This is a genomic window from Ramlibacter agri (assembly GCF_012927085.1).
GTDB lineage: Bacteria > Pseudomonadota > Gammaproteobacteria > Burkholderiales > Burkholderiaceae_C > Ramlibacter > Ramlibacter agri.
In genome coordinates, this window is record NZ_JABBFX010000003.1 from 894,165 (window position 1) to 919,518 (window position 25,354).

The 25,354-nt window shown below is 68.8% G+C and carries 27 protein-coding genes; 15 read left to right on the forward strand and 12 right to left on the reverse strand.

Annotated features, from left to right (window positions below):
• Positions 1 to 40: 40 nt before the first annotated feature.
• From HHL11_RS28785 to HHL11_RS28795, 3 genes are all read left to right on the forward strand, one after another.
• Positions 41 to 364: a hypothetical protein gene (locus HHL11_RS28785; protein WP_169422038.1), complete on the forward strand. Its 324-nt coding sequence runs from the start codon at positions 41 to 43 to the stop codon at positions 362 to 364.
• A 6-nt stretch (positions 365 to 370) separates the two neighbouring features.
• The gene (locus HHL11_RS28790; RefSeq protein WP_169422039.1) at positions 371 to 616 is read left to right on the forward strand and encodes a hypothetical protein; all 246 of its coding nucleotides are present in this window, start codon (positions 371 to 373) and stop codon (positions 614 to 616) included.
• 167 nt (positions 617 to 783) lie between these two features.
• On the forward strand, positions 784 to 1,737 hold the full coding sequence (locus tag HHL11_RS28795; RefSeq protein WP_169422040.1) for a sterol desaturase family protein: 954 nt from the start codon (positions 784 to 786) through the stop codon (positions 1,735 to 1,737).
• Positions 1,738 to 1,744: 7 nt separating this feature from the next.
• Here the strand turns inward: HHL11_RS28795 and HHL11_RS28800 are convergent, their stop codons facing one another.
• Genes HHL11_RS28800 through HHL11_RS28850 form a run of 11 tightly spaced genes read right to left on the reverse strand, consistent with a single transcriptional unit; the run spans position 1,745 to position 10,876 of the window.
• Positions 1,745 to 3,388 (reverse strand): hypothetical protein, encoded by a 1,644-nt coding sequence (locus tag HHL11_RS28800; RefSeq protein WP_169422041.1) that lies wholly within the window; start codon positions 3,386 to 3,388, stop codon positions 1,745 to 1,747.
• A 5-nt stretch (positions 3,389 to 3,393) separates the two neighbouring features.
• Positions 3,394 to 4,536 carry a dTDP-4-amino-4,6-dideoxygalactose transaminase gene (gene rffA / locus HHL11_RS28805; protein WP_169422042.1) on the reverse strand — a complete coding sequence of 381 codons (1,143 nt, stop codon included), beginning with the start codon at positions 4,534 to 4,536 and terminating at the stop codon, positions 3,394 to 3,396.
• Between the two features lies 1 nt (position 4,537).
• Positions 4,538 to 4,912, reverse strand: coding sequence for a DMT family transporter (locus HHL11_RS28810; protein ID WP_205964678.1), 375 nt, complete (start codon positions 4,910 to 4,912; stop codon positions 4,538 to 4,540).
• A gap of 4 nt (positions 4,913 to 4,916) precedes the next feature.
• Positions 4,917 to 5,819: a glycoside hydrolase family protein gene (locus tag HHL11_RS28815; RefSeq protein WP_169422044.1), complete on the reverse strand. Its 903-nt coding sequence runs from the start codon at positions 5,817 to 5,819 to the stop codon at positions 4,917 to 4,919.
• Positions 5,819 to 6,484, reverse strand: coding sequence for a NeuD/PglB/VioB family sugar acetyltransferase (locus HHL11_RS28820; RefSeq protein ID WP_169422045.1), 666 nt, complete (start codon positions 6,482 to 6,484; stop codon positions 5,819 to 5,821). The genes HHL11_RS28815 and HHL11_RS28820 overlap by 1 nt, the downstream gene beginning before the upstream one ends.
• On the reverse strand, positions 6,481 to 7,116 hold the full coding sequence (locus tag HHL11_RS28825; RefSeq protein WP_169422046.1) for a class I SAM-dependent methyltransferase: 636 nt from the start codon (positions 7,114 to 7,116) through the stop codon (positions 6,481 to 6,483). The genes HHL11_RS28820 and HHL11_RS28825 overlap by 4 nt, the downstream gene beginning before the upstream one ends.
• Positions 7,097 to 8,026, reverse strand: coding sequence for a glycosyltransferase family 2 protein (locus HHL11_RS28830; RefSeq protein WP_169422047.1), 930 nt, complete (start codon positions 8,024 to 8,026; stop codon positions 7,097 to 7,099). The genes HHL11_RS28825 and HHL11_RS28830 overlap by 20 nt, the downstream gene beginning before the upstream one ends.
• Positions 8,023 to 8,715, reverse strand: coding sequence for a WbqC family protein (locus HHL11_RS28835; RefSeq protein ID WP_169422048.1), 693 nt, complete (start codon positions 8,713 to 8,715; stop codon positions 8,023 to 8,025). Before HHL11_RS28835 ends, HHL11_RS28830 begins: the two co-directional genes overlap by 4 nt.
• 26 nt (positions 8,716 to 8,741) lie before the next feature.
• Complete coding sequence (locus tag HHL11_RS28840) at positions 8,742 to 9,749, reverse strand: acyltransferase (protein ID WP_169422049.1); 1,008 nt, start codon at positions 9,747 to 9,749, stop codon at positions 8,742 to 8,744.
• A 26-nt stretch (positions 9,750 to 9,775) separates the two neighbouring features.
• Positions 9,776 to 10,501 (reverse strand): hypothetical protein, encoded by a 726-nt coding sequence (locus HHL11_RS28845; protein WP_169422050.1) that lies wholly within the window; start codon positions 10,499 to 10,501, stop codon positions 9,776 to 9,778.
• A gap of 6 nt (positions 10,502 to 10,507) precedes the next feature.
• Positions 10,508 to 10,876: an acyltransferase family protein gene (locus HHL11_RS28850; protein WP_169422051.1), complete on the reverse strand. Its 369-nt coding sequence runs from the start codon at positions 10,874 to 10,876 to the stop codon at positions 10,508 to 10,510.
• Between the two features lie 113 nt (positions 10,877 to 10,989).
• Here HHL11_RS28850 and HHL11_RS28855 point away from each other — a divergent pair, with 113 nt between their 5' ends.
• Positions 10,990 to 12,342 carry an MATE family efflux transporter gene (locus HHL11_RS28855; protein ID WP_169422052.1) on the forward strand — a complete coding sequence of 451 codons (1,353 nt, stop codon included), beginning with the start codon at positions 10,990 to 10,992 and terminating at the stop codon, positions 12,340 to 12,342.
• On the opposite strand, the gene HHL11_RS28860 is transcribed toward HHL11_RS28855, so the two are convergent.
• The gene (locus tag HHL11_RS28860) at positions 12,311 to 14,044 is read right to left on the reverse strand and encodes a glycosyltransferase family 39 protein (RefSeq protein ID WP_169422053.1); all 1,734 of its coding nucleotides are present in this window, start codon (positions 14,042 to 14,044) and stop codon (positions 12,311 to 12,313) included. The two genes, HHL11_RS28855 and HHL11_RS28860, sit on opposite strands and share 32 nt — an antisense overlap.
• A gap of 12 nt (positions 14,045 to 14,056) precedes the next feature.
• On the opposite strand from HHL11_RS28860, the gene HHL11_RS28865 reads away from it, so the two are divergent.
• The 11 genes from HHL11_RS28865 to pdeM all read left to right on the forward strand — a co-directional run bounded on the left by HHL11_RS28865 (position 14,057) and on the right by pdeM (position 25,312).
• Complete coding sequence (locus HHL11_RS28865) at positions 14,057 to 15,175, forward strand: glycosyltransferase (RefSeq protein WP_169422054.1); 1,119 nt, start codon at positions 14,057 to 14,059, stop codon at positions 15,173 to 15,175.
• The gene (locus tag HHL11_RS28870; protein WP_169422055.1) at positions 15,172 to 16,416 is read left to right on the forward strand and encodes a glycosyltransferase family 4 protein; all 1,245 of its coding nucleotides are present in this window, start codon (positions 15,172 to 15,174) and stop codon (positions 16,414 to 16,416) included. The genes HHL11_RS28865 and HHL11_RS28870 overlap by 4 nt, the downstream gene beginning before the upstream one ends.
• On the forward strand, positions 16,413 to 17,285 hold the full coding sequence (locus HHL11_RS28875; RefSeq protein ID WP_169422056.1) for a dTDP-4-dehydrorhamnose reductase family protein: 873 nt from the start codon (positions 16,413 to 16,415) through the stop codon (positions 17,283 to 17,285). The genes HHL11_RS28870 and HHL11_RS28875 overlap by 4 nt, the downstream gene beginning before the upstream one ends.
• 15 nt (positions 17,286 to 17,300) lie before the next feature.
• Positions 17,301 to 18,314: a polysaccharide biosynthesis protein gene (locus HHL11_RS28880; protein WP_169422057.1), complete on the forward strand. Its 1,014-nt coding sequence runs from the start codon at positions 17,301 to 17,303 to the stop codon at positions 18,312 to 18,314.
• Complete coding sequence (gene wecB / locus HHL11_RS28885) at positions 18,298 to 19,434, forward strand: non-hydrolyzing UDP-N-acetylglucosamine 2-epimerase (RefSeq protein WP_169422058.1); 1,137 nt, start codon at positions 18,298 to 18,300, stop codon at positions 19,432 to 19,434. Before HHL11_RS28880 ends, wecB begins: the two co-directional genes overlap by 17 nt.
• On the forward strand, positions 19,431 to 20,684 hold the full coding sequence (locus HHL11_RS28890) for a glycosyltransferase family 4 protein (RefSeq protein WP_169422059.1): 1,254 nt from the start codon (positions 19,431 to 19,433) through the stop codon (positions 20,682 to 20,684). Before wecB ends, HHL11_RS28890 begins: the two co-directional genes overlap by 4 nt.
• An 80-nt stretch (positions 20,685 to 20,764) precedes the next feature.
• The gene (gene argB, locus HHL11_RS28895; RefSeq protein ID WP_169422060.1) at positions 20,765 to 21,655 is read left to right on the forward strand and encodes an acetylglutamate kinase; all 891 of its coding nucleotides are present in this window, start codon (positions 20,765 to 20,767) and stop codon (positions 21,653 to 21,655) included.
• Between the two features lie 100 nt (positions 21,656 to 21,755).
• Complete coding sequence (locus tag HHL11_RS28900) at positions 21,756 to 22,457, forward strand: response regulator transcription factor (protein ID WP_169422061.1); 702 nt, start codon at positions 21,756 to 21,758, stop codon at positions 22,455 to 22,457.
• Positions 22,458 to 22,504: 47 nt separating this feature from the next.
• Positions 22,505 to 23,863, forward strand: a complete 1,359-nt coding sequence (locus HHL11_RS28905) for an ATP-binding protein (protein WP_169422317.1) — start codon at positions 22,505 to 22,507, stop codon at positions 23,861 to 23,863.
• Positions 23,864 to 23,962: 99 nt separating this feature from the next.
• The gene (gene slmA / locus HHL11_RS28910) at positions 23,963 to 24,604 is read left to right on the forward strand and encodes a nucleoid occlusion factor SlmA (protein WP_169422062.1); all 642 of its coding nucleotides are present in this window, start codon (positions 23,963 to 23,965) and stop codon (positions 24,602 to 24,604) included.
• A 33-nt stretch (positions 24,605 to 24,637) separates the two neighbouring features.
• On the forward strand, positions 24,638 to 25,312 hold the full coding sequence (gene pdeM / locus HHL11_RS28915; RefSeq protein WP_169422063.1) for a ligase-associated DNA damage response endonuclease PdeM: 675 nt from the start codon (positions 24,638 to 24,640) through the stop codon (positions 25,310 to 25,312).
• Positions 25,313 to 25,354 lie beyond the last annotated feature (42 nt).

Consider the following 25,354-nt stretch of genomic DNA (forward strand, 5'->3'; position numbering starts at 1 on the left):
CGCGCTGTCCTCCGCGCTCACCTTCGGCAGCAGCGCCTTCATGCTGGTGTCGCAGCCTCCGCGCGCGGTGCTGGAAGCGCACCGGCGCTTCTTCCTCGGACGACGTCTTCTACCCCGGCGCGCTTCGGAAGCTCCGTGGAGATCCGGCACGACAGCACGCTGGGCGTGGGCCATTCGATGTTCCTGGCGCGGAACGCCCGATGCCATCTTCAGTACCGATTTCTTCACGTCGGATTCGCTGCGGGGCCTGCTCGAGGACCAGACCGGCTGGAGCATGCAGGGCCTCTGGGATTCGATCTATCCCTGGCCGGCCTCGGACTTCGGGTTCACCGGCGCGCTGGTGGCGGTGGGCCTGTTCGCCTAGCCGCTGGTGCGCAGCTGGGGCTCCGCGCTGCTGCACGGCGGCCACTGGCCGGTGGTCATGGCCTACCTGCTGTTCGTGCTGTTCTTCTACATCCCGGCCAACAACCAGGTATTCCAGGCCGCCGAAAGCTGCGTCGCGTTCTTCATCACTCTGGGTGGCTGGCTGTTCACTTCGCCCTCGCGCATGGACAAGTCGCATGGTCCGGAAGACGAAGGTCAAGCCGAGGAGGAAGGCGACACCGCGCCGTCCTGACGACGCTACAATTCGCTACTCGACGGGCGGAAGGTGTAAGACGTCGCCCTTGCCGACGTGCAAGCCGGCGTACTGCGTAAAGGCGGTGCGTCGGCTTTTTCATGGGCCCCTCGCGCCGGACCCCGGCGGTATCATCTGTCACGCTTCTGTAACCGCCAGGACCACCAATGCATTTGCTAGTTCAGAAAGTGTTGGCCTCGCTGCAGAACATCGGCCCGCACATCCTGCTGAGCCTCGCCGCCCTGGTCCTCATCCTGCTCGCGGAAATCGTGTTCCTCGGGTATCGCCGGTCGTCCGTGCACCATCTCGCGCACGCGGACGCTTCGGGCCGCCGCGACCTGCTGTCCTTCGTGCTGGACGTGACGGGCGTGCTGCGCATCCTGGGCCACGTCGTGACGCTGGGCCTGGCCTACCTGATCGGCATCTTCGTCAATCGCGCACTCAACCTGAACCTGACCGCGGCGCTCCCCAACCCGGTCATCCAGGTCGCCTTCTGGATCTTCGTCAAGAGTTTCCTCGACTACTGGATGCACCGCTTCATGCACAAGGTGCCGATGCTGTGGGCGATCCACAAGTACCACCATTCGGCGGCGGAATTCCACGTGGTCACCGCGCATCGCGAAAGCATCCTGGTCGCGCCCTGGTCCTCGCTGTACTTCGCGCTGCCGCTGGGCATCATCGGCACGCCCACGTCCGTCTTCATCGCGGTGGCCTTCCTGATCGAGGCCCACGCGCTGCTGGTGCACTCGCAGTTCAAGTTCAGCTGGGGCCGCCTGGGCGACCTGGTGCTGATCTCGCCGCAGGCGCATCGCGTGCACCACTCGCTCGACCAGCGCCACTGGGGCCGCAACTACGGTTTCATGTTCTCGTTCTGGGACCACGTGTTCGGCACCTACTACGGCGACGAACTCCCTGCCGAAATCAATATCGGCGTGGTCGGCACGCCCTACAACGAGGTCAGCTGGGTCCGCGAGATGGCCTACAGCATCAAGGCCTGCGGCGCCGAGTTCATGAACGTGATGCACGGCCGCCCGTCCGACATGGCCTCGGAGACCAGCCCCACGGCGCAGGGCCTGCAGGCGGCCCTGGCGGAAGAACAGGAACTGAAGGTCTCGCCCTAGCGGGTTCCTAGAGAGCGTCGCCGCGCGGCGCCGGCGGCGGGCAACGCACGATCCGCAAGGCGCCCCAAGGGTACAGGTGCACCATCTCGGCGCCGAGCTTCCCGCCGAAGTGCTCGCGGCAATGCACGCTCATGCGGTCCAGGGCCCAATCCGACGCCAGCATCAGCACGCCATCCGGCCCGCGCAACCGGGTCATCATGTCCCGGCCCGTCCGGGCCTCGGCGCAGGCCACCGAGAAGGGCGCAAGCGTGAAGGCGCCGAGGGCATAGATGCGGGCGGGGAGGCGCTCCTGGTGGCGCACCAACGGGGCATAGATCCATTCGAACGGAAAGTTGGAGCCCCAGACGACGACGGTGTCCGCCGGGAATTTCTGGATCTCGCGCCGCCAGACCGCGGTCTGCGGCGCCTCGTCCTGCGCCAGGTCCACCAGCGGCCAGGTGTGGAAGACCGCCGCCAGCGCCAGCAAACCCGCCACCATAGAGCTGGACCAGCGCCAGGTTGGCGGGGGCTCGGGACGCCAGGCCGCCCGCAGCAGCGGCGCGAACAGCAGGGCGGCGACCAGGGGATCGTAGATCCGCAGCTGGCTCGGGCGGCCCAGGAATCCGACCAGCGCCAGTCCGGCGATGCAGAAGCCCCAGGCGAGCAGCACGCGCCGGGAGGGCAGCAGCAGCGTCGCCAGCGCGGCGCAGGCCAGCGCCCAGACGAGCCTTGGGTCCGCCAGCGACGCGACGCCCAGCCACGCGTTGCCCAGGTCGGTTTCGGTATCCCGCGCCTCGCCGAGGTCGGCCAGCACGGCACGCAGGCGCGTGGGGTCCACCAGCGCCGGATCGGCGAAGAACCAGGAGCCGACCATCTCCACGTCGTTGACCGAGAAGCCGTGGCGCGCCAGCAGGTCCGGCCGCGCCACCAGCCGCTGGGCCTGGCCGAAGTCGGTGAAAGCGGCCCGCGGCGGATTCAGTTCGTTGAACGGCCGCCACGCCTCCTGGCTGTAGGCGGTGTAGTTCATCCAGGCGGCCAGCGCGATGGCCGAAGCCAGGGCCGCGGCCGCCAGTCGGGCCTGGCGCTCGCGCGCCAGCAGGGCCCAGGGCAGCACCGGCGCGAGCACCGCCGCGACGACCAGGAATTCGTCGCGGCGCACCAGGAAGGAAGCGAAGGCCAGCAGGGCTGCGAGCCAGGGCAGCAAGGACGCACGGCGCTGCGGATAAAGCGCCAGGCAGCACGCGCTGGCTACCATCAGCAGCCCCGAAGTCACCGTGAACTGCGGGAACCACAGCGCGCGCAGCAGCAGCAGCGCGAAGACACCCGCCGCCCCGATCACGCCCAGGCCGCATCGGAAAGCCGCCCACATCAGCACGGCTCCTGCCAGCACGAGTGCGGCATAGCCCGCGATGGTGTAGCCCAGCACGCCGTCCACGGAACCGATCGCCTGTGCGAGGTGACCCCAGAGCACGTTGGAGAAAACGATCTCCGGCGACGCAGTCGCGGCGATGCCGTAGCCATGCGCCACCATGGCCATGCCGACGTCGTCGTTGCTTTCCCAGCGCGGCTCGACCAGCGCGCAGGCCAGCACGGTGAAGGCGGCAGCGGCGAGCAGGCACGCCAGGCCCAGGAGCGGCGCCGGCCAGCGGCGCGCGAAGATCCGCCGCATCACGCGGCCTAGGCCAGCGCTTGCCGCAGCGCCCCGGCAACGCGCTCCAGCTGTGAATCGTCCAGGCCGATCCACAGCGGCAGCCGCAGCAGCTGGGCCGAGAGCTGGTCCGTCACAGGCAGCTCGCCGACGGCGCGGCCGAAGCGGCGGCCGGCCGGCGCGCTGTGCAGCGGCACGTAGTGGAACACCGCACCGATGCCGGCCGACTTCAGCTTCTCCAGCACGGGCTGGCGCTCGATGGACGGGTCCAGCAGCACGTAGTACATGTGCGCGTTGTGGGCGCAGCCCTCGGGAACGATCGGGCGGCGCAGCAGGCCGCGCGCCTCCAGCGGCGCCAGCAGCGCGTGGTACTTGTCCCAGAGCGCCAGCCGCTGTTCGGTGATGCGCTGCGCCTCCTGCAACTGCGCCCACAGGAAAGCGGCGGTGATCTCGCCCGGCAGGAAGGACGAGCCGACGTCCTGCCAGGTGTACTTGTCCACCTGGCCGCGGAAGAAGCGGCTGCGGTCCGTGCCCTTTTCGCGGATGATCTCGGCCCGTTCGGCCAGCGCGGGGTCGTTCACCAGCAGCGCGCCGCCTTCGCCCGAGATCACGTTCTTGGTCTCGTGGAAGCTGAAGGCGCCCAGCTCGCCGATGGCGCCCAGCGCACGGCCCTTGTAGCTGGACATCACGCCCTGGGCGGCGTCCTCCACCACCTGCAGCCCGTGCCGCTTCGCGATGGCGAGGATGGTGTCCATCTCGCAGGAGACCCCCGCGTAGTGCACGACCGCGATGGCGCGGGTGCGCGGCGTGATGGCCTCTTCGATCTTCGCCTCGTCGATGTTGAGCGTGTCGGGCCGGATGTCCACGAACACCGGCACGCCGCCGCGCAGCACGAAGGCGTTGGCCGTGGAGACGAAGGTGTACGAGGGCATGATCACCTCGTCGCCCGGCTCGATGTCCAGCAGCAGCGCGCACATCTCCAGCGCCGCCGTGCAGGAATGCGTCAGCAGGGCCTTGCTGGCGCCGGTGGCCTGCTCGAGCCAGCCGTGGCAGCGCTTGGTAAAGGGGCCGTCGCCCGCGAGCATGTGGCCGGCGTTCGCCTCGGTGATGTACTCGAGTTCGCGGCCGGTCATGTACGGACGGTTGAAGGGAATGCGGTTGTCCACGGACATGTCAGCTCCTCGCGATCACGACGATGCCAAGCACCACCAGCGCGGTGCCGCCCAGCTTGGTGGCGTTCATGCCTTCGCCGAACAGCAGCACGCCGGCGGCTGGGACCAGGATGAAGTTCAGGCCGATGAAGGGATAGGCGTAGCTGATCTCGAACTTCGTCATCGCCATCATCCAGGCCACGCCCGAGAGGAAGGTGGCGGCGAGGCCCGAGATCACCCAGGGATTGAGCAGCAGGGAGACGATGAAGCCGACCTTGCTGGCAAATTCCGGCGGCAGCGGGCCGGCGGCGGAAACCTGCCAGCGCATCACCAGCTGGCTGTACACGGCGAACAGCACCGTGGCGAGGATGTAGAGGTGATCGAATGCGCGGCCCACGGGCTCACTCCAGGATTGCAAGGCCGAAGCCGGTTTTTCCATATCCGTTGCCGTTGTACAGCATGTAGCGCTGGCCGCCGTGGTCGAACACGAAGGGGTACTCGATCATCTCGCTGTCCCAGCCGGAGGGGGAGACGTCGATGCCGGCCTGCGCGTCGAGGCGGCACCAGCGCTGGCCGTCTGCCGATTCAGCATAGCCGATGCGATAGGCGTCGCCGCGGTACGAGTACCACATGCGCCAGCGGTCCGCGTCGCGCAGCACCGAAGGGCGCGAGATCGCGTACTCGCCGTCGTGCGCGTAGTCGATCGCCACCAGGCCATGGCGCTCCCAGTGCACGCCGTCCGCCGACTCGGCGTACTTGATGTGGTAGCGGTGCTCAGGGCGGCCGTCGCGCTGCTGCCAGCCGGTGCAGGACAGGTACCAAATGCGCCAGCGCTCGCCGTCCGGCAGCACGCAGCAGCTCGCGACGAAATGCGGCTCGTGCAGCGAGCGGTCCAGCATCGGGCCGGGCGCGAAGCGCCGGAACGGCTCGCCGGCGCCGGCGACCGCGAGGCCGACGGAATTGCGGAAGGGCACCGTGACGCCCAGGTTCCAGCCGATGTAGTAAAGGTGGCGGCGCCCGCCGTGCGTGGTGAGCCAGGTGGCCATCGCGCCGCTGTCGTCGAAGGTGCCCAGCTCGCCGGGCGCCAGCACTGGCTCCCGGCCCAGCTCCAGCACCTGCTGCGGGCGCCGGATGTCGATGACCAGCGAGCCCGTGAAGCTGCGGTTGGCGGCATCACGCGAGCTGAAATAGACGCGGAACAGGTCGCCGCCCAGCGGCTCGGCGATCGGCACCGCGGCATGCGTGCGCATCCAGTCGACTTCGCCCGCGGGACAGTAGACCTGTCCCAGCTTCCGCCAGCGCATCAGATCTTCCTCAGGCGGCTGCTCGGGACGCGCGAACGTTCGGTGCCCGCGCCGATGTACACGCCTTCTGCCGGCGCATCTTCCAGCAGCAGCGTCGCGGCGCCGAGCACGCAGCGGTCGCCCACGGTGACGTGGTCGCGCAAGGTGGCGTTCACGCCGATGAAGCACTGCTCCCCGATGCGCACGCCGCCGGACACCACCACGTGCGAGGCGATGAAGGTGTGGTCGCCGATCGCGGAATGGTGGCCGATGTGGTTGCCGCTCCAGAGCGTCACGTTGTCGCCGATGCGCGCGAAAGGCTGCACCGTGTTGTCTTCGAGGATGAAGCAGTTCGCGCCGATGGCGCCCTCGTTGAGCACCGTGGCCCGCGAGCTGACGTAGCTGGCGAGCTCGTAGCCCATTGCCCGCGCCGCCAGGAACTTCTCCTTGCGCACCGCATTGAGCTTCGCATAGCTCACGGCCACGAACAGGGCGTGCTGGCCGGGCGGGAACCGCGTCGCGACTTCCTCGAAAGGCACGACCGGCTTGCCGCAGAAGCTGGGCTCCTTCAGGAAACCCTGGTCCACGGTGAAGGCCACGACCTCGTAGCCGGAGTCGGTGCGGAAGTAGAACTCGGCCAGCTGCGCGATGTCGCCGGCGCCGAAGATGACCAGGGGCTTCTTCACTGCTGCTTCCTCACGAGGATGGTGAATTCGTACAGGCCGTAGTCGTGCAGCAGGGCGACCTGCCGCGAGTAGCGCCGCTTGCACAGGTCGAACAGCCGGCACGGGTCGGCGTAGTACAGGTCCGGTCGCATGCGGTCGGCGTCGGAGTAGGAGGTCAGGCAGTTGAAGGCGAAGCCGCGGCGGCTGGTGCGGTCCAGCACGTCCAGCGTCGTTTCCAGGTAGGCCTGCCATTCGGCGTCGCCACGCCCGAGGCGCACGTTGAAGATGCCGCTGGCCACGCCGTAGTCGGCCAACTGGTCGGGTTCGGAGGCGGCGAGAAAGCGGGCCTGGGACTGGCCGGCATGGCGCTCGCGCGCCGCCACTGCCATTTCCTCCGCCACGTCGACGCCGAGGTAGGAGAAGGCGGGGTAGCGGGTTTGCAGGAACTCGAACAGGGCGCCGTAGCCGCAGCCCAGGTCGGTCAGCGAGAACGGCTCGCCGGGCGCGATGACGCGCGCCAGCTGCTCGAAGCGCAGCACCTGGCCGCCCTCGTCCTTCCAGTCGACGCCTTGCGCGGTCTGGCCGTGCTGCGCGAGGCGGCCCGCGTAGTAGCTCGCCACCTCCTGCAGCAGTTCAGCGGGCTTGTCTTGCATGCACTTTCCTCACGATGGTGTAGGGGCGGCGCTTGGTCTCGGAGAAGATCTTCGACAGGTAGATGCCCACCACCCCGATGAACGAAATGACCAGGCCGCCCAGCAGCCAGATCGAGGCCATCACCGAAGTCCAGCCGACCAGCGGCTTGGAGAAGAACATCCAGCGTCCGACCAGGTAGCAGGTGTAGGCGAAGGCGAGCGCCGAGATCGACAGGCCGATGTAGAAGATGCTCACCAGCGGAGCGTTGCTGAAGGAGGTGACCGAGTTCACCAGCAGCGACATCTTGCGCCGGAACGTGTAGGTGGTCTCGCTGGTGGCGTGCTTGTGCACCGTGTGCGGCCGCTGGTCGAAACCCGTGATGTGCCACAGGCCCGCCATGAACACTTCGCGCTCGTCGTGCAGCAGCAGGGCATCGACGTAGCGGCGCGTCATGAGCCGCGCCGTCACGATGTTGCCCGGCAGCGCCAGCCCCGTCAGCCAGCGCACGAGGACGTAGAACCAGGCGCCGGTCCAGCGCTCGAACCAGTTGCCCTTGCGCTGCTCCTGCACGCCGTACACCACGTCGCAGCCTTCGGTTTCCAGCAGGCGGGTGAAGGACAGCAGGTATTCCGGTTCCTCCTCGAGGTCGCTGTCAATCAGGAACACGCGCTCGCCCTTCGCATGCGCGAGCCCGGTCATCATGGCCTTGTGGTGGCCGAAGTTGCGCGAGAGGTCGACCACGACCACGTGGTCGTCGGCCTCCATCAGCGCCAGCGCCCGCTCCAGGCTGTCGTCCGGCGAACCGTCGTTGACGAGGACGATTTCGTAGTCGTCTCCGGCCACCCGGCGGGCGGCGTCGCCGGCGCGCCGGTGGAATTCCGCCACATAGGGCGCGGACTGGTAGAGCGTCGCGACGATCGACAGCTTCATGCGACGTACCTCATGGAGCGCGGCGCGTTGCGCCCGCAGTTGAACAGCAGGTCCAGCACCGTCACGCCGTGGGCGAAGCCGCCCCACAGCTGCGGGTACTCGGGGTAGCCCGCGTAGTCGAACCAGGTGAGCTGGATACCCAGGTCCTCGAACACCCGCGGCTCGATGTAGTCGCGCGCCGCGGGTCCGGAAACGTATTCGGTGCCGCCGGCCTGCCGGCACAGGTCGGCCAACTTTTCGGTCTTGCCGTCCGCGAGCTGGTATTGCGAGGAATCGGACAGCACGGTGCGGATGCCCAGGTAGGCGCAGACCGCCTCCAGCAGCCGCCGGTTCAGCGCCGAGAGCAGCGTGAAGCGCTCCTGCAGGAAGATCGGCTCCAGCCAGCCGGCGATCTCGCCGAAGTGCGGGGCACGCCGGTAGTTCTGCGCCAGCGCCTTCCAGTGGTCGGCCGCCCAGTCCTCGCCGTCTATCTCGGTCTCGTAGATGGTCTGGTGGTACTTGCCCTTCACCCGCACCGGCACCGTGAGCCACTGCAGGCCCTGCGGCGTCTTGATCTGGTTGCGGTTGCGCCAGTCGCGGCGGGTGTACTGCATGTCGTCGTACAGGATGAATTCATCCACCGACGCGATCATGTCGAAATAGCCCTTCCAGGGAATGTAGTTGGATTGGACGATCGCTACCCGTTTCATCGGGGCGTATTGTCCTCTACGGCCCTTCAGAACAGCCGCCGCAGCGGCGGCAGCAGTCGCAGCGTGTAAATGACAACGAAACAGACTGCGAACGCCGCCACGGAGTAGGCGACCGGGTTGATCCACGGATTGCCCCACTGCGCGCTCCAGCCGAAGCGCTGGAGCACCGGCCCGATCACGATCACGTGCAGGCCGTAGATGCCCAGGGTGCAGTCGGCCAACACGGCCAGCCAGCGTGAAGGCGTGCCTTCGCGCAGCGACATCGCCACCGTGAACAGGCCCCAGGCCGCGAGCACGACGAAGGGCGAGAAATAGACCATGAAGAACTCGCAGGGCGAGCCGAACTGCCTGGCGAGCCACCAGTTGCCGGCGATGGTGGCGAGCGAGCCGCCCAGGAAGGCGGCCCAGCCCGCGCGTGCCGAGGCCGGCCGGTCGGCGGCGATGGCGCCCAGCACCACGTACCCCATGTAGCCGCCGAAGAAGGTGAGGTGGTAGACGTCGTTCAGGCGCGGGAAGCCGATGTAGCCTTCGCAGTGGCGGTTGAAGAGGAGGTTCTGCGCGGTGGGGACCACCGAAGCCACGAGGAACCAGGCCACCGCGAACAGCAGCCGGTCTCGCGGGCTGCTGTGGATGTAGAACTTGCGCAGGACCGGGAGTGCCGCGTAGACGCCCACCAGCGCGTAGAAATACCAGAGGTGGAACATGGCCGGCCCCTGCAGGATCGCCAGCGGCCAGTTGGCCGGGCCGCCGCCGTTGTGCCAGAGCCACCACAGGTAGAACAGCGACCAGACCAGCAGCGGCGGCAGGATGCGCAGCACCCGCTTGCGGAAGAAGGGACCCAGCGGCTCGTCTCGCCCCAGCATCGTGGCCCCGGCGATCATGAAGAACAGCGGGACGCAGGAACGCGTCAGCGAGTCGAACACGTTGCCGGCCCACCAGCCGGTGCCCGGCTTGACGAACAGTTCGGCCGACACGTGCAGCAGGATGACCATGAAGCATGCGGCCACCCGCAGCGCGCTGATCCTTCGATCCATTCCCAACGTCTGTCCCTTTCGCTACTTCATGCGGTCTTCGCGTCCCCGATCGGGCGCGCGGAAGCTTCATCGGCGCCCAGGGCGGCCGCGGACCGCGCGGGGGCCTTGCCGAGCCCGAGCCACGCCGGCGTGTACGCTTCCAGCAAGCGCCCGACGAGCAGGGCGCTGGCGCACAGTGCGACGAAGGCGTACATCGTCACGCCCAGCGAGTGGATCAACTGCAGCTTGAGTCCGAAGACCAGCAGCAACTGCGACAGCACCAGCTTCGTGAAGTCCTCCGTCCCGCAGAGGACCAGGGTCCGCCGCCCCACTTCGCACACGACCGGAATCTCCTCGAGGGCGCGCGCCGCGCCGATATTGGCCACGATCGGCACGGCGACCATCGCCACGCCGAGCCCGACGCTGGCGAGATTGTGCATGGGTCCCGGCCGGATGGGGTCCAGCAGCGAGAGCAGGGCGCCGCCGCCGTTGAAGTAGAGCCACAGGCTGCCGATCGTGGCCAGCACGCCGGCAACGGCGAAACCCGCGGATGGCACCGCGCGGCGCAGCAGCGGGAAGCTGGCGTGGCCCAGGGCATACCAGAACACGTAGTACAGCGCGCTGTCGGCATTGAGGAACAGCGAGGGTTGCGCCACCGCGTCGTAGTTCAGCAGGCCCATCTTGGCGACCAGCAGGCAGGCGATGCCGAAAGCCAGGCCGGACAGCGGGCTGCGGGTGGCGCGCAGCACCAGTCCGTGGGCGGTCGCGGTCACGAACAGTCAGGGAAGGAACCACAGCGAGCCGGCCGGGATGTGGTTGCGGATCCCCTGCGCGAACGCCTGCAGCGAGTCCTCCAGCCTGGGCCACGGCCAGTCGTAGAACAGGGTCAGCGTGGCGGCATAGAGCAGCGCGAGGAACACGTAGGGCACGAGCAGGCGGCGCGCCAGGCGCACGATCATGCCGGTGAAGGCCTCGTCCCGCGGGCTGGCGAAGAAGCCCGCCACGAAGTAGAACAGCGGGACGTGGGAGATGAACACGAAGGGATAGAGCTTGCCTGCCGACCCGCCGAAGTGGCCGATATAGACCGCCCGCATGGCCAGGAAATGCGTGGCGTCGACCCAGGCCAGCCGCTCGTCCGTCCACCTCATTTGCCTCTCCTCGCAGCCCCTCTCCGGGGGCGAACCAGCTTAGCGCCGGCCCCCTGGGGCCTGGAGACAGCGTGTTAGAGTCCGCTCCCCCCAGCATCACCGCAGCCTTGCCCATGCTCCGGAACATCGGCAGCAACATCATCGGAACCATCCTGCCCTCGCTCGCGGCGCTCGCGGCGGTGCCGATGCTGGTGGGCAAGCTCGGCATGGGCGGCTTCGGCGTCTTCTCGATGCAGGTCGCCGCGCTGTTCTTCTTCGGCCTCTCGGATTTCGGCATCTCGCGGGCCATCGTGTTGCTCGCCTTCGACCGCGGCTTCACCGGCGATGCGGGCTGGCGGCGGCCTTATGCCATCGGCATGCGCTACAGCGTGATGATTTCGACGGCGGTGCTGCTGGCCGGCCCGGTGGCCGGCCTGGTGCTGTGGCACTGGCATCCGGGCCAGGCCGATCCCTCCGACCTCGCGTGGTCTTCGGCGCTCACGTTCGCCAGTGCCGCCTTCATGTTGGTGTCGCAACCCCCGCGCGCGGTGCTGGAGGCGCACCAGCGTTTCTTCGTCGCGAACCTGATTCGCGGTCCGGCCGCCGCGGCGATCTTCCTGGCGCCACTGGCCGCCTTCGCCTTCCATGTCAGCCTGACCTCGGCGGCCATCGCGATCCTGGCCACGCGCATCATTGCCGCCGGGGGCTACTTCCTGGCCTGCCGCGGCGTCGGCGCGGCACAGCCGGCTCCGGCCGAAGTGCTGCCGGCGCAGGAGCTGCCCGCGCTGCGGCGCGCCTTCCTGCACAAGGCGATCTGGCTGGGGCTGACCAACATCTTCTCGATGCTGCTGGCCTACGTGGACCGGTTCGTGCTGGCGGCACTGGCGTCGGCCGCCGCGGTCGGCCGCTATGCGATCGCGCAGGAAGTGGTGACCAAGCTCTGGATCGCTTCGGGGGCCGCCATCTCCGCGGGGACGCCGCGGCTGGCGTCGCATCGCGGCGAGGCCGACACCCAGGCGTTGCAGGTGACCGCGCGCCAGTTGATCCGGGTGATGTGGGTGCTCGGGGTGGCGCCGGCGGCGGTGCTCATCGCCTTCGGCGAGCCGCTGCTGCGCCTGTGGCTGCGGGGCAGCTTCGACCCCGGCTCGGTGCTGCCGCTGCAGGTGATGGCGCTGGGCGTCGGCGTGAACAACCTGACCCAGGTGAATTTCGCGCTGCTGCAGGTGCACGGCGGGGAGAGGCGCGGCGCGTGGCTGCAGGTGTTCCACCTGGCCTTCATGGCCGCGGCGCTGGCGCTGCTGGTGCCCCGCTATGGCGTGCCGGGCGCCGCCTTCGCTTTCAGCGCCCGGCTGCTGGCCGACGCCATGCTGGTGCGCTGGCTGCTGCGCGGCACGTCGCCGGAAGCGGCGCGGGCCGGGGTCGGCATGCCCGCGCAGCTGGCCTGCGCCGCGGGGCTCACTGCGCTGCTGCTTGCGACCCGCTGGTAAGCGGCGCAACGCGCCGCCGCAAGGTGGCGAAACCCAGGTCCGCCACCGGCGCGAAGGCCGGTCCGCGCAGCAGCGGCAGGAGCGGGTCGCCCGAGGCTTCCGTCTGTTTCATCAGCAGCAGCACGGTAGGTTCGTTGCCCGTGCGGCGCCAGTATTCGAGGGTCGGCTCGCGGCCGGCGGTGGCCGACGCGGGCGGCAGCCACGCGGAATTGACGCCGGGACGCACGCCCGCCAGCAGGTAGCCGGCCGCCCAGTCGTTGAAGACGAGGACTCGGTCGTCCGGCCGGATCAGGGGCCGCAGCTGCTGTTCGAACTTCTGTAGCAGTTCCAGGCGCTCCGGGTGGGTGTAGAGCCCCTGGTAAGGGCCGGCGGGGACGCGCTCGGTCAACTGCCAGCGCCGCACCGGGTCACCGTAGTAGTCCTGGTAGCCGCCCTGCAGGAAGGGGACCAGCAGCAAGAGTGCGATGCCGACCGCCAGCCAATCGCCGCGCGGCGCCGGGATCGGCGCGTTGACCACGGCCAGTTGCATGAAAAGCAGGGTGGCGACGGCCGCGGGGAACAGGCCGATACAGGCATTCGTGGCGCCGTTGCTACTCGACCATGCCGTCACCAGGCCGGCAATGAAGGAAGGCAGCCACACGAAATACAGCAAGCGGCGGGCGGCGGCCTGCTCGCGCACCAGCGGATAAACGAAGGGTCCGAGGAGGGCGAACGCGCTGATCTCGAACAGCGCGTCGGTTCCATTGGGCTTGTACCACCAGGCAAACAGCAGCAGCGGCAACAGCAGCAGCGCGAAGCGCAGCGCCCGCGGCCGGAACAGGTGCCAGGCGAGCAGGGCGGCCATGGCCGCCAGCAGCCAGGACACGTGCGGCACGCCGTCCCAGAAGGTCGTGACGACCAGGCGCAACTTCTCCACCCCCCCCGAATGGGCAGGGAAGCCCATGAGGTAGTTCACGACAGCCCGGGTGGCGTCGTAGCCTGCGCGCAACATCAACCAGGCCGGCACGAGGGCCGCGAGCAGCCCGCCAGCCAGGTAGGCGGCCAGCAAATGCCAGCGCCTACTCCTTTCTTCCGCCAGCAGCAGCACGACTGGAAACACCAGAGCCACGGGCGCGAGGGTGGGATAGACTAAAATTGCAAGCCCAAGCGCCAGCCCGGCGAGCGCCCATGCGGCCCGCCGTTCTCCGCGCATGGCCATGAAGCAGCTGACCGTGAGGAAGCCGCTGCCCATGGTGTTGTAGCTAATGCTGTGGATGTTGAAAGGGACGAATAGCAAGCACAGTGCCCCTGCCAGCAAGGCATGGCGCCAGTGCAGTGCCCGCCGGGCGGCGAGGAAGACGACCCATCCGACCAGGGCGGTAAAGACCAGGTGCAAATGACGGACGTACAGGACAATTCCGTCCGTCGCGCCCGCGATCCACACATACAGTCGAACCAACGGGAGAATCAGGATGCCCGCGAACTGTGCGAGGTTCTGCTCGTCGCGGATCGGAACGTCTCCGAGCGCGAACCGGTAGGGCAGTGCAACGTAGAACGATTCGTCGGTCAGGTCCACGCCGAGGAACAGGCGCATCCATGAAAGCAGCAGGATGGCCCCGACCGCCATGATGGCGGCGGCCGACACCAGGTTCACCGACCAGGCCTTGCTGCGATGGGCGTTCGCTGCGCCCGCTGTCTCGTCAACAGAATAAGTGTCTTGCATCAAACAGGGATTATGAAGAACGCGGTTGAGGCCTTGCCCCAGTCCGCCATCCAGGCCGCCAGCCGCGGCGAGGGCCGGGTGTTCCTGAGTGCCTTCGGCGTGCACCTGGGCGGCGGCCTCGTGCTGCTGCAGGCCCTGGTGCAGGGCCTGGGCGGCTCGCTGCAGGACGCGCTGATGGACACGCGCACCCGCGGCAGCCTGCCGCTGCCCGAAGCCGCCCGTGTCACCTGGATCCGACGCAGCCTGCTGGCCCGCTGCCTGCGGCTGCAGCAGCAGGCCCAGCGTGTGGGGCCGAACGACGTCCTCTTCTGCTTCAACAGCCTGCCGCCGCTGCTGAAGCCGGCCGGCCGCGTCATCAACTACGTGCACGCGCCCTACATCGTGGGCGACGGCCGGCAGGTGCGCTATCCCCGCATCGCGTCGATCAAGCAGTCGCTGGAGCGCCTGTGGTTCCGTGCCGGCGTGCGCAACTGCGACGAAGTCTGGGTGCAGACCCCCACCATGGCGCGTGCCATGAGTGCGGCCTACCCGGGCGTCAACGTGCAGGTGGTGCCGCTGGTGGACGACGAACTGGCCGCCGCCGTGGCCCAGGCCGCCGCCACCGAACCGGCTCGCGCCGTGCATCCCGACTACGCGGCGCACGGCTTCTTCTATCCCGCCGACGGCGTGAGCCAGAAGAACCATCCCGTGCTGCTGCAGGCCTGGGCCGCGCTGGCGGACCAGGGCCTGTTCCCCAAGCTGTACCTGACCCTGAGGCCGGCGGAACTGGAAGCCGCCGTGCGCGCCAGCGGCGCGAGCCCCGCGCAACTGGCCGCCGTGGAGAACCTGGGCCGCATGCCGCGCGCCGAAGTGCTGCAGCGCCTGCAAGCGAGCTCCGCGCTGATCTTCCCCTCGCGCGCCGAGACCTTCGGGCTGCCGATGGTGGAAGCGCGCGCGCTGGGCGTGCCGGTGCTGGCGTCCGAACGCGACTTCGTGCGCGACGTCTGCACCCCGGCCCAGACCTTCGACCCGGCCTCGGCGGCCTCGATCGCGGGCGCCGTGCGGCGCTTCGTCGAGGGCGCGCAGGCGCCGGAAGCCACCTACTACACGGCCGCGGACATGGTCCGCCGCCTCCTGGAACGCGCCGCATGAAAGTCCTGATCCTCAGCCAGCACTTCTGGCCGGAGGCCTTCCGGATCAACGAACTCGCGCAGAACCTGCGCGACGACGGCTGCGAAGTCACCATCCTCACCGGCCAGCCCAACTACCCGTCGGGCCAGGTCTACGAGGGCTACCGCGCCGGCGGCATCTGCCGCGAGGAATTCGACGGCATGCCGGTGTACCGCGTGCCGCTGGTGCCGCGCGGCAACGGCCACATCGTGAGCCTGGGGCTCAACTACTTCTCCTTCGTCTTCTCCGCCGCCATCTTCGGCCTGTGGCAGCTGCGCGGGCAGAAGTTCGACGTGATCTTCGTCTACGGCACCTCGCCGATCCTGCAAGCCATCTCCGCCGTGGTGCTGCGCTGGGTCAAGCGCTCCCGGCTGGTGGTGTGGGTGCAGGACCTGTGGCCCGAGAGCCTGCAGGCCGCCGGCTTCATCGACAACCAGAAGGTGCTGGGCGCGGTGGGCCTGGTGGTCAAGTGGATCTACCGCCGCTGCGACCTGCTGCTGGTGCAGTCGCAGGCTTTCGTGGACGCGGTAAGGCCCATGGCCGGCCGCACGCCGGTGGAGTACTACCCGAACCCCGGCGAGAAGGTGTTCCAGCAGGCCATCCCGCCTGGCACCGTGCCGCAGCTGCAGCTGCCCGAAGGCTTCAACGTGGTGTTCGCCGGCAACCTGGGCGTGGTGCAGGCGCTGGACTCGATCCTTGACGCTGCCGAGCAGCTGCTGCCTTATCCCGACGTGCGCTTCGTCCTGGTCGGCAGCGGCCGCCGCGGCGAGTGGCTGCGGGAGCAGGTGGAGCAGCGCGGCCTGACCAACGTGCTGCTGCCCGGGCGCTTCCCGCCCGAGGCGATGCCGCCCATCCTGGAGCAGGCCTCGGCGCTGCTGGTCACGCTGACCCGCAGCCCGATCATGAGCCTGACCGTTCCGAGCAAGGTGCAGGCCTACCTGGCCGCCGGCCGCCCCGTGCTGGCCGCGCTGGACGGTGAAGGCGCCCGCGTGGTCGAAGAGGCCCGTGCCGGCTTCGCCTGCCCGGCCGAGGACGCGGACGCGCTGGCCGCCGCGGTGCTGCGCCTGCGCGCGCTGCCGGCGCCGGAGCGCGAGGCCATGGGCCGCGCCGCCCGCCAGTTCTACCAGCAGAATTTCGAACCGACGACATTGGCGCGCAAGCTGACGGACCGTTTCCGCAGCCTGCAGCCGAAAAGACAAGCAATGACAGGGAACAACGCATGACCGCCTCCTCTCCGACGCGCGTGCTGGTACTCGGCGCCTCCGGGATGCTGGGCAACGCCGTGCTGCGCCTGCTGGCCGACAGCCCCGGCTTCGCCGTGGCCGGCACGGTGCGCTCGCCGGGTGCGCAGCGCCTGCTGCCGGCGCCGCTGCGCGACAAGCTGGTGACGGGCATCGACATCGAGAACGCCGACAGCCTGGCGCGCGCCTTCGCCGAAGCCAGGCCCGACGTCGTGGTCAACTGCATCGGCGTGGTGAAGCAGCTGGCCGAAGCGGACGATCCGCTGACCGCCGTGCCCATCAATTCGCTGCTGCCGCACCGGCTGGCGCGGCTGGCTGCGGTGGCGGGCGCGCGTCTGGTGCACGTCAGCACCGACTGCGTATTCTCGGGATCCCGCGGCATGTACACCGAAGCCGACTTCCCGGACGCCAACGACCTGTACGGCCGCAGCAAGTACCTGGGCGAAGTGGACTACCCGAACGCGGTGACCCTGCGCACGTCCATCATCGGCCACGAACTGGCCAGCGCGCACGGCCTGGTGGGCTGGTTCCTGGCGCAGCAAGCCGGCGTCAAGGGCTACCGCCGCGCGATCTTCTCCGGCCTGCCGACGGTGGAACTGGCGCGCGTGATCCGCGACCACGTCATCCCCGACCGCGAGCTGCACGGCCTGTGGCACGTCTCCGCCGCGCCGATCGACAAGTACGCATTGCTGAAGCTGGTGGGCGAGGCCTACGGCCGCGACACCGCGATCGCTCCCGACGACCGCCTCGTCATCGATCGCTCGCTTGATTCGAGCCGCTTCCGCGAGCGCACCGGCTGGCAGCCGCCGGCCTGGCCGGACCTGGTGCGCCGCATGCGCGACTTCGGCTGAAAAGAAACGCCCAACATGTTCAAAGACAAGACCCTCATGATCACCGGCGGCACCGGCTCCTTCGGGAACGCCGTGCTGCAACGCTTCATCCATTCCGACTTCGCCGAGATCCGCGTCTTCAGCCGGGACGAGAAGAAACAGGAAGACATGCGCCTCGCGCTGCGCAGCGACAAGGTGAAGTTCTACATCGGCGACGTGCGCAACTACGACTCCGTGGACGACGCCATGCGCGGCGTGGACTACGTGTTCCACGCGGCGGCGCTGAAGCAGGTGCCGTCCTGCGAGTTCTACCCGATGGAGGCCGTGCGCACCAACGTGGTCGGCGCCGAGAACGTGATGCGCGCCGCCATCGCCAACGGCGTCAAGCGCTGCGTGGTGCTGTCCACCGACAAGGCGGTGTACCCGATCAACGCCATGGGCATGTCCAAGGCGATGATGGAAAAGGTGATGGTCGCCAAGTCGCGCCTGTCCGACTCCGAGCACACCGTGCTGTGCGCCACGCGCTACGGCAACGTGATGGCCTCGCGCGGCTCCGTCATCCCGCTGTTCCTGGACCAGATCCAGCAGGGCAAGGCGCTCACCATCACCGACCCGTCGATGACGCGCTTCCTGATGTCGCTGGAAGAGTCGGTGGACCTGGTGCTCTACGCCTTCCAGCACGCCCGCCCCGGCGACATCTTCGTGCAGAAGGCCCCGGCCTCCACGGTGGGCGACCTGGCGCAGGCGCTGAAGGAACTGCTGAAGAAGCCCGGGCACGAGGTGAAGGTGATCGGCACCCGCCACGGCGAGAAGCTGTACGAGTCGCTGGTCTCGCGCGAGGAGATGGCCCGCGCCGAGGACCTGGGCGGCTACTACCGCATCCCGGCCGACTCGCGCGACCTCAACTACAACAAATACTTCGTCGAGGGCGAGCCCGAGATCGCGCAGATCGACGACTACACCTCGCACAACACCCGCCGCCTGAACGTGGCGCAGGTGAAGGATGTCCTGATGTCCCTGGAGCTCATTCGCGATGCAGTCCGCCCCTAAGCTCAAGGTCATGACCATCGTCGGCACGCGCCCGGAGATCATCCGGCTGTCGCGCGTGATCGACCGCTTCGACCGCTATTGCGAGCACACGCTGGTCCACACCGGCCAGAACTACGACTACGAGCTCAACGAAGTCTTCTTCTCCGACCTCGGCATTCGCAAGCCGGACGTGTTCCTCGAGGCCGCGGGCGCCAACGCCGCCGAGACCATCGCCAAGGTGATCATGGCGGCCGACCAGGCCATCGAACGCTTCCAGCCGGAAGCGCTGATGATCCTGGGCGACACCAACAGCTGCCTGGCCGCCATCGCCGCCAAGCGCCGCAAGGTGCCGATCTTCCACATGGAAGCCGGCAACCGGTGCTTCGACTTCCGCGTGCCGGAGGAGATCAATCGGCGCATCGTCGACCACACCTCCGACATCAACCTCACCTACAGCGAGATCGCGCGCGAGTACCTGCTGCGCGAGGGCCTGCCGCCCGACCAGGTGATCAAGACCGGCAGCCCGATGCGCGAGGTGATCGAGCATTACCGCGCCGGCATCGAGGCGTCCGACGTGCTGAAGCGCCTGGATCTGCGCGAAGGCGGCTACTTCGTCGTCAGCTCCCACCGGGAAGAGAACGTCGATTCGCCCGAGCGCCTGCGCATGCTGTTCGACGTGCTGAACGCCGTGGCCGAACGCTACGAGATGCCGGTGATCGTCTCCACGCACCCGCGCACCCGCAAGCGCATGGACGCGCTGGGCCTGGAAGCGAACCAGCGCGTGCAGTTCCACAAGCCCTTCGGCTTCCTGGACTACGTGGCCCTGCAGACGCGCGCCCGCGCCGTGCTGTCCGACAGCGGCACGATCACGGAAGAATCGTCCATCCTCAACTTCCCCGCGCTGAACCTGCGCGAGGTGCACGAGCGGCCCGAAGGCTTCGAGGAAGCCAGCGTGATGCTGGTGGGCCTGGAAGTCGAGCGCGTGCTGCAGGGCCTGGACGTGCTGGCCGACCAGCCGCGCGGCAACGAGCGCCTGCTGCGCCTGGTGGACGACTACGCGCCGGCCAACGTGTCCGACAAGGTGCTGCGCATCGTCCTCAGCTACACCGGCTTCGTGAACCGGAAGGTCTGGCGCAAATGATCTTCCTGGCCGCAGTGAGCCTGGTGGTGGCGTTCCTGTTCGCCATCGTCTTCATCCGCAGCGCCCGCGATCATGCGAAGCGCTACGACGCCAGCAAGGTGCAGCGCTTCCACTCGGGCGACGTGCCGCGCGTGGGCGGCGTCGCCATCCTGCTGGGCTTGCTCGCGGGCTGGCTGATGGGCGCGCTGTCCTCGGCCTACGGCGACAAGGTCAACGCCCTGGTCGGCGTCGGCACGGCGGTCACCTGGATGCTGGTGGTGCTGCCGGCGGCGCTGGGCGGCGCCTGGGAAGACATGACGCAGCGCGTCTCGGTCGAACTGCGCTTCGGCATGACCGGCCTGAGCGCCGCGCTGGCCTGCTGGCTGATGGGCGTCAGCCTGAACCGCCTGGGCCTGCCTTTCGTCGACGGCTGGCTCGCCGCCGTGCCCTGGCTGGGCTTGCTGCTGGCCTTCGTCGCCATGGTCGGCATGACGCATGCCTTCAACCTGATCGATGGCTACAACGGCCTGGCGGGGACGGTGGCGCTGCTGATCTCGCTGGCGCTGGCCCACGTGGCGCTGCAGAACGGTGACCGGCAGCTGGCCGCCTTCATGATCTGCATGGTCGGCGCCACCGGCGGCTTCCTGTTCTGGAACTACCCGCGCGGCTCCATCTTCGCCGGCGACGGCGGCGCCTACCTGTGGGGCCTGGTCGTCGCCATCGGCTCCATCACGCTGGTGCAGCGGCACGAGCAGGTCTCGCCCTGGTTCCCGATGCTGCTGTGCATCTACCCGGTGTGGGAGACGCTGTTCTCGATCTACCGCAAGGTCGCCCGCGGCGGTTCGCCGGGCGTGGCCGACGCGCTGCACTTCCACCAGCTGATCTACCGCCGCATCGTGCGCAACGTGTTCGACGAGGACGAGGCGCGCCGCATCCTGAGCCGCAACAACCGCACCTCGCCCTACCTGTGGGGCTTCACCCTGATGTCGGTGGCGCCCGCGGTGCTGTTCTGGTCGTACACGCCGGCGCTGGTGTTCTTCTGCCTGGTGTTCGTGACGTCCTACGTGTCGGCCTACCTGATGATCGTGCGCTTCAAGGTGCCACGCTGGGTGCGCGCCGCCCCGCGCCGCGCCCAGCGCCGCCGCCGCATCGATCCGAACCTGGGCACGTCGACGCTCGGCGGCCGCGACAAGGCTGCCCGGATCGAGCCGCGCCCCCAGGCTTCGCGCGAAGAACTCGACCAGCCGCAGTCCGACCGCCAGGAACTCTAGGGTCTCCGCCAGGCTCGGCGGGAGCCGGGCCGGCGCTTGCGGCACAATTTGCGCCAAGCCCCCTCCCGCTCCCTCCCTCCATGAACGACGTCACCCACATCGCTCCCCGCGACAAGGCCGAAATCCTCGCCCAGGCCCTGCCGTACATCCGCAAGTTCCATGGCAAGACCATGGTGATCAAGTACGGCGGCAACGCCATGACCGACCCCGAGCTGCAGGCCGACTTCGCCGAGGACGTGGTACTGCTGAAGCTGGTGGGCATCAACCCGGTGGTGGTGCACGGCGGCGGCCCGCAGATCGAGACGGCGCTGAACCGCCTGGGCAAGAAGGGCCAGTTCATCCAGGGCATGCGCGTCACCGACGCCGAGACCATGGAGGTGGTCGAGTGGGTGCTGGCCGGCGAGGTGCAGCAGGACATCGTCGGCTTCATCCACAAGGCCGGCGGCCAGGCCGTGGGCCTGACCGGCCGTGACGGCGGCATGATCCGCGCCCGCAAGCTGAAGATGGTCGACAGCAAGGACCCCAGCATCGAGCACGACGTCGGCCAGGTGGGCGACATCGTGGAGATCAACACGGGCGTGCTGAGCGCGCTGCTGGAAGACAACTTCATTCCCGTCGTCAGCCCGATCGGCTTCGGCGACGAGAACGAGAGCTACAACATCAACGCCGACGTGGTGGCGAGCAAGCTGGCCGAGACCTTGAAGGCCGAGAAGCTGGTGCTGCTGACCAACACGCCCGGCGTGCTGGACAAGGCCGGCCAGTTGCTGACCGACCTGAGCGCCAGGGAAATCGATGCGCTGTTCGCCGACGGCACGATCAGCGGCGGCATGCTGCCCAAGATCAGCGGCGCGCTCGACGCCGCCAAGGCCGGCGTGAACGCCGTGCACATCATCGACGGCCGCGTGCCGCATGCGATGCTGCTGGAGATCCTGACCGACCAGGCCTACGGCACGATGATCCGGGCAAGATGAGGCCCACCCCCGAAGCGCCTGCGGCGCCTCCCCCTCAAGGGGGCGCCCCCAGCGGCCCGGCAAAGCCGGCTCCGCGGGGGCACTGGAAAGAGCGAATCACATGCGTTTGTTGTTAGTCGAAGACGACGTGATGGTCGCCAGCGGCATCAAGCTGGGGCTGTCCAATGCCGGGTACGCGGTGGACTGGGTCGGCAGCGGGGAACGCGCCGAGGAAGTGCTGCGCAACGAGGTGTTCGACGCGGCCATCATCGACATCGGGCTGCCGCACATGGACGGCCTGGAGCTCACGCGCCGCCTGCGCCGCCCCGAGATGGCGAGCCAGCACCTGCCGGTGCTGATCCTCACCGCGCGCGACGCGCTGCACGACCGCGTGCAGGGCCTCGACCTGGGCGCGGACGACTACATGATCAAGCCCTTCGAGCTGCCGGAGCTGCTGGCGCGCCTGCGCGCGCTGCTGCGGCGCTCGCAGGCCGCGACCTCTGCGGTGCTGAGCTTCGGGCCGATCGAGCTGGACACGGCCAACCGCCGCGCCAGCGCGCAGCGCAATGGCACGTCGGTGGCCATCGAGCTGGGCCCGCGCGAGTGGACCGTGATGGAGTACCTCCTGATCAACGCGCCCAAGCCGGCCAGCAAGGACAAGCTGCTGCAGGCGCTGACGGGCTGGGACAAGGAGATCACGCCCAACGCGGTGGAGGTCTACATCTCGCGCCTGCGCGGCAAGCTGGAGCCTTACGGCGTGGCGCTGCGCTCCATCCGCGGCTTCGGCTACCGCCTGGAGCTGCGCGCCGCCGAAACGCAGTGAGGCTGGCGCTGCGTCCGGGCGGCGGGCGCAACCCGGCCCAGCGCGCCATGATGGCCGGCCTGCGCCGGCGCCTGCTGGTGATGCTGATCGCGCCGCTGGTGTTGCTGGCGATCATCAATGCCTGGTTCGACTACCGCTCCGCCGCCAACGTGGCGAGCCAGCAGGACGAGCGCCTGCTGGCCCTGCTGCCGCTGGTGGCCGACTCGGTCATCGGCGAAGGCGAGCCGCCGCTGCTGCTGCTGGCCCCGCAGGTCGACGAATTCCTGAAGGACGGCCACGGCTTCACCGCCTATGCGGTGGTGGATGCCGACGGCAAGCTGCTGCTGGGCGCGCCCTGGCTGGCCGACCTGCCGCCCTCCGGGCTGGAGCCGGAGTTCCACAGCGAGGAGCATGGCGGCGCCACCTGGCGCATCGTGCGCCAGCGCCAGCCCACCGTGCTGGGCGAGGTGGCCATCGCGGTGGCCGACGGCTCCGACCCGCGCCAGCAGTGGCTGCGCGCCGTGCTGCTGAAGGTGCTGCTGCCCAACCTGGTGTTGATCGCGATCGCTGCCTTTGCCGTGGGCTGGGCAGTGGAGCGCGCGCTGAAGCCGCTGCTGGCCTTGCGGGACGCGGTGGAGCGGCGCTCGCCGCGCGACCTGAGCGCGCTGGACGAAACCGCGGCGCCGGGCGAAGTGCGGCCGCTGGTGCTGTCGCTCAATCGCCTGTTCGGCCTGGTGAACGCGCAGGCCGAGAGCCAGCGCCGCTTCGTCGCCGACGCGGCGCACCAGCTGCGCACGCCGCTGGCGGGCCTGCAGGCGCAGGTGGAAGCCTGGGCCCAGGCTGCGGACCCGGCGCAGGAGACGCTGGCGCTGCCTACCGAGCAGGTGCACAAGCTGCGCAGCGCCACCCGGCGCACGACGCAGCTGGCCAACCAGCTGCTGGCGCTATCGCGGGCCGACGCGCGCGGCATGCATTCGCAGCCCGAACAGCGGGTGGACCTGAAGTCGCTGTGCGAGGACATCCTGCAGGCGCACCTGGACGCAGCCGAGTCCCGCCGCATCGACCTCGGCCTCGACGCCGAGCCGGCGCAGGTGATGGGCCATGCCTGGCTGCTGCGCGAGCTGCTGTCCAACCTCGTGGACAACGCCGTCAAGTACACGGACGAGGGCGGCGCGGTCACCATCCGCTGCGGCGAGCGCTTCGGCACGCCTTTCCTGGAGGTGGAAGACGACGGCCCCGGCGTGGCCGCCGAGGAAGTGCCGCGCATCCTCGAGCGCTTCTACCGGGTCCAGGGCACGCAGGGCGAGGGCAACGGCCTGGGCCTGGCGATCGCCGAGGAAATCGCGCGGGTCCACGACAGCCACCTGATGATCCAGCCCGGAAGCGGCGGAAAGGGGCTGAAAGTCACGCTTCCGCTGCCCGCCTGAGGGGAGAGAGCAACAGGCGGCAGCCCGCGGGCGACGCCCGGGGGAACCCGTACTGTCGGGTATGCGAGAATGATCTCGACACAGCTGTTGCCGACTTTCATGTCTCACGCCGAGCTCGATACCCCCGAACCCACCCCCGGCCAGGAAGCGCCGGCGGCTGCCGCGGCGCGCAAGCGCCCGAAGCCGGGTGAGCGTCGGGTGCAGATCCTGCAGGCGCTGGCGACCATGCTGGAACAGCCTGGCGCCGAGCGCATCACCACCGCGGCCCTGGCCGCCCGCCTGGAAGTGAGCGAAGCGGCGCTGTACCGCCATTTCGCCAGCAAGGCGCAGATGTTCGAAGGCCTCATCGAGTTCATCGAGCAGAGCGTCTTCACGCTGATCAACCAGATCGGCGAGCGCGAGCCCGAGAGCCAGGCCCAGGCCGCGCGCATCGTGGCGATGCTGGTGCAGTTCGCCGAGAAGAACCCGGGCATGACACGCGTGATGGTCGGCGACGCGCTGGTGTACGAGAACGAGCGCCTGCAGCAGCGCATGAACCAGTTCTTCGACAAGGTGGAAGCCTCGCTGCGCCAGTGCCTGCGCGCTTCGTCCGAGTCCAGCCCTGCGCCTACCGTCGACGCGCAGGTGCGCGCCTCCGTGCTCACGGCCTTCATCGTCGGGCGGCTGCAGCGCTTCGCGCGCTCGGGCTTCAAGCGGATGCCGTCCGAGCATCTCGACGCTGCGCTCTCGCGCATGCTTTGAATGACAGAGTGACCGGTTGCCGGTCATGGCGTCATGTTGCAAATCCAGATTGCGGGCGAGGATGCGCAACTGCATCCCACCGGCGCCCTCTGCCTTCCCGCCCACGCCACGCTGCTGGTCGCTGACGCCCATTTCGGCAAGGCGGTGAGCTTTCGCAAGCTCGGCGTGCCGGTGCCGCGCGGCACCACCAGCGGCACGCTGACGAAGCTCGACGAGGCCCTGGCCGCCACCGGCGCGCAACATGTCGTCTTCCTCGGCGACTTCCTGCATTCCGCGCACGCGCACGCGGCCGGCACCTTGGCGGCGCTGCACGACTGGCGTGACGCGCATGCCAGCCTGCAGCTCACGCTGGTGCGCGGCAACCACGACCAGCGCGCGGGTGACCCGCCCGCCAGCCTCGGCTGCGAGGTCGTCGACGAGCCGCTGAGGCTGGGTCCGTTCGCGCTGTGCCATCACCCGCGGCCCGTGGCGCAGGCCTACGTGCTGGCCGGCCACTGGCATCCCTGCGTCAGCGTGGCGGGCCGCGCCTTCGAACGGTTGCGCCTGCCCTGTTTCTGGCTGGGCCAGGAAGTGGGCGTGCTGCCGGCCTTCGGCAGCTTCACCGGCATGCATCCCATCCAGCTGCGCGCCGGCGATCGCCTCTTCGCCATCGCCGGCGACGTGGTGCGGGCGCTGCCCCAGGTTCAGGCCGGGTCGGACCCGCGCTGACAACGTCCGTCTAACTCCTCCGGCGCGCCAGCCTCTGCGGCT

Bases quoted from the DNA above. Each gene is read 5' to 3' on its own strand.
- HHL11_RS28785 (WP_169422038.1), top strand. From the start codon at position 41: ATGCTGGTGTCGCAGCCTCCGCGCGCGGTGCTGGAAGCGCACCGGCGC.
- HHL11_RS28795 (WP_169422040.1), top strand. From the start codon at position 784: ATGCATTTGCTAGTTCAGAAAGTGTTGGCCTCGCTGCAGAACATCGGC.
- rffA (WP_169422042.1), bottom strand. From the start codon at position 4,536: ATGTCCGTGGACAACCGCATTCCCTTCAACCGTCCGTACATGACCGGC.
- HHL11_RS28815 (WP_169422044.1), bottom strand. From the start codon at position 5,819: ATGCGCTGGCGGAAGCTGGGACAGGTCTACTGTCCCGCGGGCGAAGTC.
- HHL11_RS28825 (WP_169422046.1), bottom strand. From the start codon at position 7,116: ATGCAAGACAAGCCCGCTGAACTGCTGCAGGAGGTGGCGAGCTACTAC.
- HHL11_RS28830 (WP_169422047.1), bottom strand. From the start codon at position 8,026: ATGAAGCTGTCGATCGTCGCGACGCTCTACCAGTCCGCGCCCTATGTG.
- HHL11_RS28835 (WP_169422048.1), bottom strand. From the start codon at position 8,715: ATGAAACGGGTAGCGATCGTCCAATCCAACTACATTCCCTGGAAGGGC.
- HHL11_RS28840 (WP_169422049.1), bottom strand. From the start codon at position 9,749: ATGGATCGAAGGATCAGCGCGCTGCGGGTGGCCGCATGCTTCATGGTC.
- HHL11_RS28850 (WP_169422051.1), bottom strand. From the start codon at position 10,876: ATGAGGTGGACGGACGAGCGGCTGGCCTGGGTCGACGCCACGCATTTC.
- HHL11_RS28855 (WP_169422052.1), top strand. From the start codon at position 10,990: ATGCTCCGGAACATCGGCAGCAACATCATCGGAACCATCCTGCCCTCG.
- HHL11_RS28860 (WP_169422053.1), bottom strand. From the start codon at position 14,044: ATGCAAGACACTTATTCTGTTGACGAGACAGCGGGCGCAGCGAACGCC.
- HHL11_RS28865 (WP_169422054.1), top strand. From the start codon at position 14,057: ATGAAGAACGCGGTTGAGGCCTTGCCCCAGTCCGCCATCCAGGCCGCC.
- HHL11_RS28870 (WP_169422055.1), top strand. From the start codon at position 15,172: ATGAAAGTCCTGATCCTCAGCCAGCACTTCTGGCCGGAGGCCTTCCGG.
- HHL11_RS28875 (WP_169422056.1), top strand. From the start codon at position 16,413: ATGACCGCCTCCTCTCCGACGCGCGTGCTGGTACTCGGCGCCTCCGGG.
- HHL11_RS28880 (WP_169422057.1), top strand. From the start codon at position 17,301: ATGTTCAAAGACAAGACCCTCATGATCACCGGCGGCACCGGCTCCTTC.
- wecB (WP_169422058.1), top strand. From the start codon at position 18,298: ATGCAGTCCGCCCCTAAGCTCAAGGTCATGACCATCGTCGGCACGCGC.
- HHL11_RS28890 (WP_169422059.1), top strand. From the start codon at position 19,431: ATGATCTTCCTGGCCGCAGTGAGCCTGGTGGTGGCGTTCCTGTTCGCC.
- argB (WP_169422060.1), top strand. From the start codon at position 20,765: ATGAACGACGTCACCCACATCGCTCCCCGCGACAAGGCCGAAATCCTC.
- HHL11_RS28900 (WP_169422061.1), top strand. From the start codon at position 21,756: ATGCGTTTGTTGTTAGTCGAAGACGACGTGATGGTCGCCAGCGGCATC.
- HHL11_RS28905 (WP_169422317.1), top strand. From the start codon at position 22,505: ATGATGGCCGGCCTGCGCCGGCGCCTGCTGGTGATGCTGATCGCGCCG.
- slmA (WP_169422062.1), top strand. From the start codon at position 23,963: ATGTCTCACGCCGAGCTCGATACCCCCGAACCCACCCCCGGCCAGGAA.
- pdeM (WP_169422063.1), top strand. From the start codon at position 24,638: ATGTTGCAAATCCAGATTGCGGGCGAGGATGCGCAACTGCATCCCACC.